This window comes from Drouetiella sp., from assembly GCF_059504425.1.
In genome coordinates, this window is sequence record NZ_JCACIN010000046.1 from 283,267 (window position 1) to 295,815 (window position 12,549).

The following is a 12,549-nucleotide window of genomic DNA, read 5'->3' on the forward strand; positions in this document are numbered from 1 at the left end:
ACCACAGTTATTTTTGTAGAAGCCGCGCAGAGCAAGGCTTCTACAAAAATAACCCACACTTAACCAAGCGCAAAGCGCTGTAATTTTCACAAACCTTGGATTTGTTCTGCTACCTCTAAATTGCCCTGCTGATTCGTTCGTACCACTACCGCTCCGCCTGCCGGAGGATTCACGCCACTAATCGCGCCGATGTTGACAAAGTGCGACACCATTACGATCACGCCAGATGTGTTTAGATGATTGAGAATTTGTTGGCGCACCTGTGCGGATTGTTCCGCTTCATTGCCGCGATCTGTAAAAGTAGAATTCAGCATGGCAGAAGATTCGACCTCACCTAAGTCGAGTAATCTTGCCGTATCCAAACAGCGGCAGTATTGACTGGAAAGAACCTGGCGAATGGGGATACCGCGATCGCGGAATGCTTTGCCAATCCGTATAGCTTGCTGCCTGCCCGCCTCTGACAAGTTACGTTGGGTGGCGCAGTCATTTAGCTGAAACCCAGGTGGATCGCCCGTCCCATCAACCGTTTGGGCATGACGCAACAGCACGACGTAGCCTGTGCCTTGCCGCATCTGTGCCCAAATATCTTGTCCAGTTCTCTGAAAGGCAGGAGTTTCCAACTTTGCCGAGGGAGATGCTGAAGGGCGATCGACATTCGCAGGCTTATCAGGATTAGATACAGCAGGATTGGATATAGCAGGACTGGAGGCAGCAGGACTTGGGCTGTTGCGGGTATTCAGGGACGTACAGCCAACTATACTCAGACTAACCACACCCAGAAAAGCCCCAATTAGCAGAAAGAATCGATCGGTAGATTTCATGTCAGCTGTTTTCAGTGCTTCTATTTCCAGTGCTTCTATTTCCAGCATTTCTAGTAGCTGCCAGACCGGGCAGACGCACCAGTCCATTAAACTGTTTACCGGGATACCAGGGCATCTGTGCGAGTTTGCTAAAGCTAGGTAGGCTCTCCATATGTCGCACCATACGGGTACGCATTTCGTTGTCAGGAAGTGATCCTCTTAACGCTCCTAAATTCTCAGTAACGTGAGCAGGGTTTGTGGTTGCCGGAATGGCACAAGTTACGGCAGGGTGAGAGATTACGTACTTGAGGAAAAACTGTGCCCAGTTTTCGCAGCCGATCTCGCTGGCAAAATCTGGAAGGGGTTGTCCCTGAACCACTTCAAACAGACGTGCCTTCTCAAAAGGCATGTTGACTAAAACTGCCGTACCTTGATCTGCCGCTGCCGGGAGAATTCTTTCCTCAGCTCCGCGTTCAAAGATCGAGTAGCGGATTTGAACAAAGTCGAGATTACCTTTTCCAATCCAGCTTTCGATCGGTGCAGCATACAGGGGCAAATCGTGATGTGTTACTCCAACGTAGCGAATTCTGCCCTCCTGCTGCCATTCTCGAAGTATTGGCACAATCATTTCTACGTTGACCAAACTATGAACCTGCATAGCATCAATGCGATCGCGTGACAACCGTTTCATCGATTGCTCAAGCTGGCGCAGCGCCTGACTGTCATCGCCTAAATACTCGCCTGTCGCCCAGATTTTGTTGGTAATAAACAGTTCGTCAGTCATGCCAAGTGCTGCCGCAAATTCGCCAACATTTGCTTCTGACATACCATACAGGGGCGAGACATCAATCATTCGTCCACCGCCGTCTCGAAAGCGCTGCATCACCTGCTGAAGATGATCGCGCGGCTGTTCTCGCAATACATCAAATGTTAAAAACGTTCCCATGCCGATCGCAGGTACTTTTTCATTCGTACTGGGAATAGCTTTCGTGATAATATCTGACGTTTGGTTCTGACTTCCTGAATTCTGACTTCCTGAATTCTGACTTCCTAGGTTTGAGTTGACCTGACTCTGGGCAGGTTGGGATCTACTCAGAGCCAAAGGCGTAAGGGCAGCCGCAGCGCTGATTCCCATTGCCTTAATGACGCTACGACGAGAAAAGGCTTGTGGATTGGATGAATCAGCATGATCTTTGTTCATTAGAGTCTCCTTATTCAGTAAAAGATGCGGTAGTGCTGAATCTGGGTATGATTTTTTGAAAGGGGCGCTCTACGGCTCTTTCAAAAAAATTCATACATAAAACCAGCAACGCCGAAGATGCTGAGATGTGAAAGATTTTGAGGTTCAAGGCGCAATCATCACCTGATGCGCACCGCGATCGACTTCAATCACTTGGCGGGTGTGCCGTAAGCCAAGTTCTGGGCTACGAATTACCTGCCACAATTCAATTCCGGCTTCCGGCTTTGAGGTGAAATAGTCATAGACGGCAACTGCCAAATAATTTCCGCTAGCATCAAAGGCAGCACTTTCTGGCAAAATTCCTTCAAACGGATAGTCACCTACTTTGGTGAGTTGCCCAGATTGTTCTAGCTTCAGCAAGCTAAGAGAGGCTTCACGGGTAAATCGGGGTGATAGAGGCGGAAACAGTGTTCCTCGCATATTGACCGTAACCACTAGCGATCCGTCTGGGCTGATCGCTAAACTCTCAGGAGAAAGATCGCTGGTTGCAGTAGATACGACCTGATGTTGAGCGTTGTCTAATGCTAGTTGAATGACTGACACTGTTCCTTGAGCTGAAGGTATGCGCTGCTCTAGGGTGGTAATATTTTCACCAAAATTACGTCCCCAGTTGCTGGTTAGATAGAAACGTCCGTCAGGCGTGAACTGTCCGGTAAACGGATCTTTGCCAACGTTGACGGGCGTTCCCCAAGGTATGAGCTGAGGATTTCCGCTTTGATCCTGCCGTAGTTCATAAAATGCAATTTGGTCGCGATAGGTGAGGTTCACTGCCAGATAACGTCCAGACGGATGCCACTGCACAGAGCTGACATACATGCCGTCTTGGAATCGATCGGGATCAGGCTGAATTCCCAACTGGCTCAGCGAGAACTCGATTGGCTGCCCAAAAACCTCATTTTGAATGGGAATGAGAAGGATTTCTCTGCCTGGGGTCTGAGTTGAAATGGTAAGCAGCGCTCCGCCGGGATGCACACTCACCGTTTCGGGCTTAGGTGCGATCGCAACTACACTCTCAACCCTGGGACGACGCGAATCAGATAGGTCAATCATTACCAACTGCTGTCCTGGTGGGAGCTGGTCGCGTTGGGTTGCGCCTATGGGCGGAGCTGCAAGCGTCTCCACCACAAAAGCCGTCTGCCCATTTGCGGTTAAATCAAACGCATAAGGTGCGCCAGTCACCGAATTGGATGCCTCTACCTGGGCGATCGCCGCACGCTCATCTAGAGGAAGCTGAATAATAGATAGCCTGTCTGGATTGATCGAATCAGGCAGCTTGCCATCGGCATAGGTGCTAGCAAGAAAATCACCATCAGAAAGGGTGGCAATGTAGCGACCTACAAAGTTTGGGAGCTGTACGGGTTGGGCATCGCTCAATTGACTCTGAACACAAATTAGAATCAAAGTGGTGAAACCCAGGATTAGGGTTAGGACTCTGCGAGTGAACTTCATAAAGAACAGTTAGATTGAGAACTGTATTGAAAAAGGCATCGAGAATTCTTTTCGCAAAAAACTTCAGCTCGGACATGGATATCAGTCTAGAGAGAAATTCTCACAGAAAGATGACAGAACTGCGCCTATGGAATTTAGCAATGAAATTTAGCGATCGATGATCTTGTAAATCACGAGTCTTTTGATCTCTTGCGGCGATCGCCCTAACTCCTGAGCAATTGATGCTTCGATCGCCTGGGGTTCCGTTAGGAAAAACTCAAACTCAAGTTTTTTGAGTGCCGACTTAAATAATTTGACCTGCGCTAAGGCAATCCCTCGCGACCGATCGATTTCTACCGTAATGGATGCGATTTGCGGAGTAGTGGCTTCATCAGTCTGAGTATTCGCAACGAGAGCGCGAGAGGTATTGTTAGATTGGTTCAGGACTTGCAGCGTGATGAACCTACCAGCAATCCAAAAGCCAAACGCCAGCAACAATAAAGGCAGCCAAAACCGGATATTTTGCAGAATTAAAACTTGAAATCGCTGCGATCGTGACATATGTTTTGCTATTCATTCCCCGGCTATGATTAAAATAGCAATTTGATTAAAATAGCAATCGATCGAACCGTTGTTTCATGATTATTCTTTTTGATGATTATTCTAATCGTTGAGGATGATCCGGCTCAACTTCGACCTCTGTGCCTAGCACTATCAAAGTCTGGTCATTTGGTCGATGGCATTGAGGATGCCGAAACCGCACAGGGGTTGCTGACCCACAAAGACTATGACTTGTTAATTTTAGATTGGATGCTGCCAAAGCTCAGCGGTGTTGCCTTATGCCAACAGTATCGCAGGATGGGAAAATCCTCGCCTGTCTTGATGCTAACCGCTAGAGATGCAACGATCGATAAAATCTCAGGATTAGATGCAGGAGCTGATGATTATTTGGTGAAGCCCGTGGATCTGAATGAATTGCTGGCGCGAGTGCGGGCATTAGGGCGGCGCTCTCCGCAGTGGCATGGCGATCGCCTGGTATTAGGCGATCTCTGTCTAGACTTGACCACCCTAACGCTGGAGCGACACAACACGCAGATTCAGCTTTCCAGTCGAGAGTTTCATCTGATGGAGTACCTCATGCGGCGATCGGGTCAGGTTATCCCGCGTGAACGGATTGAGCAAGCCATTTGGGAGTGGGGAACCGAGCCGGAGAGCAATGCAATGACTGCCCTAGTATGGCGGTTGCGCCAGCGCTTACAGGAGCTAAACGCCAAAGATTGGTTGGAAACAGTCTACGGAGCGGGTTATTGCCTCAAGCTTCCCAATGAATTGTAAAGGCATTTCTATAATTTAACCGCCCATGTTTAACCGCAGTCGCCTTAATTTAGCCCACTGGTTTGCCCTCTCAATGGGCAGTATCTTCACTTTATTCACGGCAGGTCTGTATTATCTGCAAGCAGATGATCAGCTTAATACTTTTGATGAAAATCTATACCAAAAAACCAAAGTGGCGGCAACCAAGGTGCAGCATCAGCTAGAGCAAGGGCAGTGGCAAGTTAAGCTTCAGCAGGGTACGCCGCGATCGGGACGCGAGGCATCGCCACAAAACGAACTCGTCTATGCCCGCTGGTATGATGCAAACGGACGCTTGGTGCAGTTCACCGGACTTCAACCTGTTCCTGAGCAGATTACTCTAAACAATCCTGTGTTTCAAACTATTCGAGTGAGTGTTCCCACAGCGTTAGCAGAAGGGTCGCTGAAAGAACTAGAAGAACGATCGCTGCGGCAGTTCACTGTACCCGTAAAGCACAATCGAGTTATTATTGGCTACCTGCAAACAGCAACGCCACTTGCGCCATTAGAGGCAGATCTCAGCCGAATGCTGTTGATGTTGACTCTCGGTGTTCCCATCACATTGGGGGCGATCGGTCTCACCGGATGGGCTTTGGGTGGCATGGCAATGCAGCCGATTCGTCAGTCCTACGATCGCTTGCAGCGGTTCACTGCCGACGCCTCCCATGAATTACGAACGCCTCTAGCAGCAATTTTGAGCAACGTGCAGGTCGCAATGATGCCAGCCTTTAAGGCGGGTGAGCAAGCAAGTGAGCAGCAGCAGTGTCTGGCAGAAGTCGAAAAAGCGGCTAAATCTATGGGTGGGCTATTGGACAACCTGCTGTTCCTGGCACGGCATGAGGCACCCATGATTACAGCGACATTGAATCAAAAAATTGATACCCTTGACGTACTCTATCCTCTAGTGAATCAGTATCAGAATCGAGCCTTGCAGCAGGAGCGCACCTTTACGAGCCATATGCCAAAACAGGCAATATACATAAGGGCAGACACTCAACTGCTACAGCGATCGATCGCCAACTTACTGGATAATGCCTTCAAATACACGCCTTCTGGTGGCAGCATTCATCTTCGCTGCCTCACTCAATCTCACCATGCCGTGATTCAAGTTGAAGATAATGGCGTGGGCATTCCAGAACCTGATTTGCCCCATATCTTCGATCGCTTTTATCGCGTGGATGTCGCCCGATCGCGTCAGACTGGGGGGTTTGGGTTGGGATTATCGATCGCCCAGCAGATTGTGCAAGCGCATGGTGGACACATTAAAGTGAGCAGCGTTTTGGGGCAGGGGACAAGATTTCAGATTGAAATCCCCCTTGGCTATGGGCGCAGCAAAGTCAGCTAGCCCGAAAAAATGCCTCCATGGGCTTGCAGGGTGAGCCATTATTCGCAAACGACCTCCCGCAATCGGTTGGCATCATTGAGCAATATTGCCAACCGATTCATTGCTGCGAAGATCAAACATATATTGGCGGGCTTCTTGCTGAGTTTCAAAGCCGCCCATAGTAAGGGCTTGAGTACAGGTTTGACTTTGCCGCCAGTACTGGAGATAAAAAGTATCAACGTTTTGCCAGATTTCATAGACCCAGCGATGGCTAATGGCTCCGCTGGCTACACGAAAATCTCCTGTCGAGACAGGCTGACAAGCTGTATACGCAATTTCGGCAGGACGCTCTATCCCCAACAGATCTGCATTCGATGGAGTCGTCAAAGCAGCGATCGCTACGCTGTTAGATACAACTATCTCATCTGGAGCGCCAGATGTAGCTCCAGCCATCCCCATTCTCTCTAGAGTCCCTTCCCAGTTAAAAGAGGACTGAGCAGTCAGAAGCCGAACGCTTTCCTGAGTTGCTCCTGCCATCACAGTATTGCCCTCACATTGAGAAAAGGGAGTCGTTCCAGCCTGATAGGCAAACAGATCTTGCCGAAGCGCCAACAGCCAGATTCGTTCGCTAGGATGAATTTCACTGCCCACCAGCGCTCCCGAAACGCCGATCGCCTGAGACCAGTTTTGACCACACATGGCCTGTTGAAGTTGCGATCGCCATGCTGCAATCTGATGCACTTCGCTAGAAACGGCAGGAGTTGCAAGTGTTGCCAATACTCCAATGAGTAATCCGCCCAATCTATATTTCATGCTGAATCTCTGTTAGCTATTTCCCTTTGATGACAGAGTGCCCAAGGGACTTACAGAGCTATCAAAATTGGCGCTGTCAGAATTTAGCGCTATCAGAAATCAGCATTGCCTACTCAGCCTTACGGAGTAGAAACTAACGCTGGACGCAGAGTCAACACTTCTACACCCTCGGTGGTGACAGCGATCGTGTGTTCAAACTGGGCAGACAGCTTGCGATCTTTCGTCAGCGCTGTCCACTGGTCAGACATCACCTCCACCTCCCAAGTCCCTTCGTTAATCATCGGCTCAATCGTAAACACCATGCCGGGACGAATCCGCTTGCCTCTGCCCCGAAAGCCGTAGTGAGGAACTTGCGGCGCAGTGTGAAAGATTCGACTTACCCCATGCCCCACAAAATCTTTGACGACTGAAAACCCTTGCGCTTCCGCATATTCCTGAATTGCTGCGCCAATATCGCCAATCTTGCCGCCCGGTCTGACGGCGCGGATGCCTCGCCACAGGCACTCTTCGGTGACTTCGACCAGCTTACGGGCGATCGGTGAAGGCTCTCCCACAAAGAAGGTGCGCGAGGTGTCGCCATGGTAGCCATCGACTAGCGGCGTGACATCAATGTTGATAATGTCGCCTTCTTTCAAAATCTGCTTAGCGTTGGGAATGCCATGACAGACCACTTCATTGACGCTAGTACAAATAGACTTTGGAAAAGGATTGTTGCCTCCTGCCGGGTAGCCCAGCGGCGCGCTTTTGGCTCCTCGTTTTTGCGTCCAGGCTTCGGCTGCATCATTGAGTTCTAGCGTGCTGACACCAGGTTTCACCATTGGCTCCAGATAGTCCAATAGTTCGGCAGCCACCTGCCCAGCCTGACGCATTTTCTCAATTTCTCGACTGGATAATAATATGATTTGCTCGTTATCCATGAATTCCGTGGGATTCCTATAGCTCTTGTGAACTGCACCAACGTACCTCAACTCGTTAGGTACCTCAACTAATTTAGCTCTATTTCAGGGCTATGATGCGGTTTACTAAAGAGGTGCAATGGTAGCCGTTTCCTGATCTTCTAGATGGCTAGTATGGCTCTCGGATTGGCTAGTGTGGTTGCCAGGGTGCTGGGCAAGATGGTGCTGGAAGGCATCGCGGGTATGGGCGATCGCCTGTGCCAACACCAGATCCTCTTGAGTTAATAGACCGATGACTCGCTGCGGCTCTTCGCGGGTAATGACTGGCAGCTGTTGCAGTCCACGGGTCGCCATCCGGGCAATTGCCTCCGTCAACAGCTCATCGGCATGGACAGAAAGCACCTTCGTGGTGCAAAGCTGCTGAATGGGCTGGCTCAACGTCGCATTCTCGCCGTCCGATTTTGCTCGTGCCAACAGCCGATTAATATCTTGCAGCGTCAAAATCCCCACAAGCTGCTGATCGTCTCCTACGACCAAAGCACTGCGATCGCGTCGTTCAATCAGGGTTTGGATTGCGGCGGCAAGGGGCAAATCTGCGGATAGCTGTAGCGGAGCCAAATGCATAGCTTCAGCCACAGTAATATCTGGAATTTCTGAGGGGGCGATCGTCTCAGCCTGTGGCTCCGGCGTGTTGTCAATCACCACCTGCGCCTGCGGCTGGTCAATTAGCCAAATGCTTAGCCCCACTGCCGTCATTAGGGGCAGCACGATTCGGTAGTCGTGAGTCAGTTCGAACAATAGCAAAATCGAGGTCAGGGGGGCACGGACGCTAGCTGCCAAGACTGCCGCCATGCCCACCATGGCGTAAGCCGGAGGCGAGGCAATGTAGTCATGCAGCATCGGGAGCGCGAGCGCCAATACCTTGCCATACATCGCTCCCAGAGATGCGCCTAAAAACAGCGCTGGGGCAAACACGCCGCCCACAAAACCGCTGCCAAAGCTCAGCGCCGTCATCAGCAGCTTCATGACCAGCAGGGAGACCACTAGCGGTAGGGGAAACTGCACGTCTTGCAGCATCGACTCAACGGTTTCGTAACCCACTCCCAAAATCTGCGGCAGCCACAGCGCCACAATACCCAGACATAGCCCTCCCATAACCGGATGGAAAGGTCGCGGAATTGTTGCCAACCAGCGAAACCCCGCTATCTCACCCTGAAAGCAGCGCTGAGAAAACTTCAGCGATCGCACGTACAGCAGCGAAACCCCGCCAGCTGAAAGCCCCAGCCCCACATACAGCGGCAGCTCCATCAAGCTCCGCACCTCGTAGGCAGGTAGGGCAAAGGCGGGCTGAGAGCCTAACCCAATTTGGGCGATCCATGCCGCCACTACTGCTGAGAGCAAAACTGCGCTCGCCGCCGAAGCTGCAAAGGTTGTGCGAGACACTACTTCTAGGGCAAAGAATACCCCGGCGATCGGCGCATTGAACCCTGCCGCCAGACCTGCTGCCGCCCCAGCGCTCAGCAACAGCCGCCGTCGCTCTTGTGACACCTGCAACGCCTTGCCTAACAGCAGGCTAAAGTACGCGCCGATTTCCACGCTAGGTCCTTCAGGCCCCAAAGATGCACCGCTACCCAGCGAAATCGAAGCAGCCACCATCTTCGTTACAGGATTGAGCAGCATCACCTCACGGTTGCCTTGCACCACCTCCATAAGCTTTGCCAGCCCAGGTCCAAAGTCCTGCATCCACCAGCGCAATAGCCCAATCAGCACCCCGCCCACCAGAGGGATGAGTGCCAGTGTCCAATGCCCCCAAGGCGAAAAAAAGCTAGAAACCTCCCCAAACATCAAGCCATGAATAAAATGAATCAGCGTCCGAAACAGCACTACTCCTGCACCCGCACCCATGCCAATTAGAACCGCCAATAGCAGCAGCGTCGTTTCAGGTTTGGGCTTAACTCGGCTGAGCAGATCGACAACCGATTCGGCAGGGAGCGATCGCTCCAATGGCATCTGATCTTGGGATTCAGAGGTCAGTTTCATTCGTTGGGCAAAGGCAGAGCTAGATGACTGACAAAACAATTGGGCAGGATTGGCTAAGGCATTGACGCAGGGTTAATCCACAGGAGGGTGCTTACCCTCCTCAAGCGTGACTGTAGCCCTACATCTGGAAGAACCACACATCTGTAAGCAGGCAGATGAAGACATCCTACAGCCATTCTGGGGGATAGGAGGGGAGGTTGAGTCCCTTCTCTTAACCGCCATGAACCAATCTCAGCTACAGAAGATGAAGACACCGAGAGTTTCAGTTTGTTTCTCTATTGTGCGTGATGCCAAGGCAGAATTGGAGAAGTTTTCCTTACCAGATCCCCAACAGACAGCGCCCTGCCCAGCGAGAAATTCGAGAGCAATCTTCTGAGTAGGCGTACTGAATCTCAGGGATAAATGATTGTGAGAGAGGCGCTCTGTGATCCTCTCTCACAATCATTTATGCGCTGCTGAATTCTGGGACAAAGCCATTCGAGCCGCCCTAGCCCTCTCCCAAAAGGAGAGGGAACAAAGATTTCGGCTCCCTTCTTCTCAGGGAGAAGAGCTGGGGATGAGGGCAACTTATCCCGATATTAAGCAATGCCGCATTCATCCCCCGATCGCGCAATGCCTCAGAGCATGGGGAACAGGCAGAGAGTTGGCTAGCGATCGTTCAATTTCTAGTATCTGTGACACGCCAACTCAGCTTCAAGTTGAGCCAGAAATTCCAAAAGGTCACAGCCATAATCGCGATCAGGTTCGCCAGATAGCGGTTGATTCCCAGCACGTTGTACAGCATATTGAGCAGCAAAACGTTGAGGATGAGTCCTGCCAGACAAACCATATTGAACTTCAGAAATCGGCGAATCCGCTTGCGCTTCCCCTTCTGTTGACCGGAGATGTCGCCGAATGTCCAAGCATCGTTCCATGTGAAGTTGTTGACAATGGCTACCTCAGAGGCAATGATTTTGCTACGAGTCAACCCCCAGCCCAGACTGGATGGATCGCTCAGCAGATAGAAGACCGCCATATCGACAAACACGCCGCTCAGTCCGACCAAGCCAAACCGAATAAAACGCTGCCAAGGAATCTGTTCTCCCAAGCTGCCAAAGCGACTATGCGCCCCGCTGAAGCGCAGCCTGACGAGGTGCATCAGGTACTCAATATATTGCTTCCAAGTAACCTTACTTTCTCCTTCCTGACGCTCTTGAAACACATATCCGACTTCGGCAACTTCCTCAACATTGCCGCGCCCTAACACCTCTAGCAAAATCTTGTAGCCCAGCGGATTGAGCGTGCATCCAGCAATTGCCTCCCGGCGCACCATAAAGTAGCCGCTCATGGGGTCAGAAACTCTCCCGACGACACTGGGCAACACAATCAAGCCCAACGTTTGGGCACCTCGTGATAAGAAGCGACGGGTTGGACTCCAGTCACTCACGCCACCACCCTCTGAGTTGCGACTGGCAACGGCTAAGTCAGCGCCCTGATCGATCGCCCTGAGCAAATTCAGCAGCACCTCTGGCGGATGCTGTAAATCTCCATCAATTACGCCTAGCACTTCGCCCCGTGCCGCCTGCCAACCGCGAATGACTGCCGTGGACAAACCCCGTTCTTCTTGCCGCCGCATCACGCGCAGATGCGGGTAGTCCGTCATGAGGTTTTGTGCTAGTTCCCAAGTGCGATCGGGACTATCATCATCAACTACGATCAGCTCATAGGCGTTAGGCAGCGCAGCATCCAGCAAATTTGAGAGTTTTGCAGCGATCGCTCCAATATTTTTGCCTTCGTTATAGGTTGGGATGATGAGCGAAAGTCTGATGTTAGGTTGCAGTTGCCCCAGCGGAGGTTGATCAGCTCCAGAGCGCATTCCCGTCAAATCTGGAATGAGTAGTGCTCCTGAAGGCACCACCAGCAATGCTTTTTCAGAACCCGTCATAATAGTTATATCCGTGTAGTTATATTGATAGTGTGAAGGGTTGCGAAAGCCAAAGGTCTTGCTGAGGCGGATAAAACTCTAGCCTTCGATCGGCAGCTTCAGTGAACTAAGCTCTGTTCGGTATTCAGATTACTGGCTGGATGCAAAGTCCAAGCAATTTCATCCTAAGGAGTAGGGCTATCCTTTACAACCTTCGACATAATCGATAAAGGTCTGTATAAAGAGAGAGATTTGCTAAAGACAGAGTGTCTTCTGTAATACCGATACAGTTCTATCATCTGTTTGCAACTTACTTATCTCTAGCCATGACACTTTAGACAAAACTAATTATTGAGCTGCCTTTGTGAAATGCCAATAAATCTATTTGATGTTTTACAGCTGGAACAAAGTGCTGCTTGCTATTCTCATATAGGCATCTGGCAGGGTGGAACAACTGATAGAAATTTATTTTGATGCTAATACCAATTTTATATAAAGCTACATAAAATACGAGGGCTGAAACCCCTGCCAGTCAAAGAGATTATTCTGTGTAGCCTCATAGAAAATTGGTATAAGTGTATTTCAATATACATCCGACTTCTACCTGAATAAGCTTCTGTACCCAGAGATGAGCAAATCAAGCCAGAATCTTAATTATTCATTGAGAGTATTACCTAGAAATTCTTATTTCTCAAAAGATTTTGAGAAGCTTATTAGAAGATTAAGTGACTTACGCAAGATTTGTTGAGCAG

At 50.3% G+C, this 12,549-nt stretch carries 10 protein-coding genes; 2 read left to right on the top strand and 8 right to left on the bottom strand.

All coding sequences use genetic code 11. The features are described 5' to 3' along the window. Positions 1-86: 86 nt before the first annotated feature. The 4 genes from AC5JMP_RS11975 to AC5JMP_RS11990 form a co-directional block, all read right to left on the bottom strand. A complete protein-coding gene (locus AC5JMP_RS11975; protein WP_495851688.1) occupies positions 87-821 on the bottom strand; it encodes a histidine phosphatase family protein in 735 nt (244 codons plus the stop codon). A 1-nt stretch (position 822) separates the two neighbouring features. Further along, entirely contained in the window at positions 823-2,001 is a 1,179-nt protein-coding gene (locus AC5JMP_RS11980) for an aldo/keto reductase (RefSeq protein WP_495851689.1), read from the bottom strand. Between the two features lie 144 nt (positions 2,002-2,145). Beyond that, positions 2,146-3,489 (bottom strand): beta-propeller fold lactonase family protein, encoded by a 1,344-nt coding sequence (locus AC5JMP_RS11985; RefSeq protein ID WP_495851690.1) that lies wholly within the window; start codon positions 3,487-3,489, stop codon positions 2,146-2,148. A 147-nt stretch (positions 3,490-3,636) separates the two neighbouring features. Then, entirely contained in the window at positions 3,637-4,029 is a 393-nt protein-coding gene (locus AC5JMP_RS11990) for a hypothetical protein (RefSeq protein ID WP_495851691.1), read from the bottom strand. A gap of 93 nt (positions 4,030-4,122) precedes the next feature. Between AC5JMP_RS11990 and AC5JMP_RS11995 the strand changes: the two genes are divergently transcribed. After that, entirely contained in the window at positions 4,123-4,803 is a 681-nt protein-coding gene (locus AC5JMP_RS11995) for a response regulator transcription factor (protein ID WP_495851692.1), read from the top strand. A 25-nt stretch (positions 4,804-4,828) separates the two neighbouring features. Then, on the top strand, positions 4,829-6,166 hold the full coding sequence (locus tag AC5JMP_RS12000) for a sensor histidine kinase (protein WP_495851693.1): 1,338 nt from the start codon (positions 4,829-4,831) through the stop codon (positions 6,164-6,166). Between the two features lie 72 nt (positions 6,167-6,238). Here the strand turns inward: AC5JMP_RS12000 and AC5JMP_RS12005 are convergent, their stop codons facing one another. The 4 genes from AC5JMP_RS12005 to AC5JMP_RS12020 form a co-directional block, all read right to left on the bottom strand. Further along, complete coding sequence (locus tag AC5JMP_RS12005; protein WP_495851694.1) at positions 6,239-6,958, bottom strand: hypothetical protein; 720 nt, start codon at positions 6,956-6,958, stop codon at positions 6,239-6,241. Between the two features lie 119 nt (positions 6,959-7,077). Beyond that, complete coding sequence (map, locus tag AC5JMP_RS12010) at positions 7,078-7,875, bottom strand: type I methionyl aminopeptidase (RefSeq protein ID WP_495851695.1); 798 nt, start codon at positions 7,873-7,875, stop codon at positions 7,078-7,080. 105 nt (positions 7,876-7,980) lie between these two features. Further along, complete coding sequence (locus AC5JMP_RS12015) at positions 7,981-9,894, bottom strand: chloride channel protein (protein WP_495851696.1); 1,914 nt, start codon at positions 9,892-9,894, stop codon at positions 7,981-7,983. Between the two features lie 658 nt (positions 9,895-10,552). After that, the gene (locus tag AC5JMP_RS12020; RefSeq protein WP_495851697.1) at positions 10,553-11,818 is read right to left on the bottom strand and encodes a glycosyltransferase; all 1,266 of its coding nucleotides are present in this window, start codon (positions 11,816-11,818) and stop codon (positions 10,553-10,555) included. Positions 11,819-12,549: the final 731 nt, after the last annotated feature.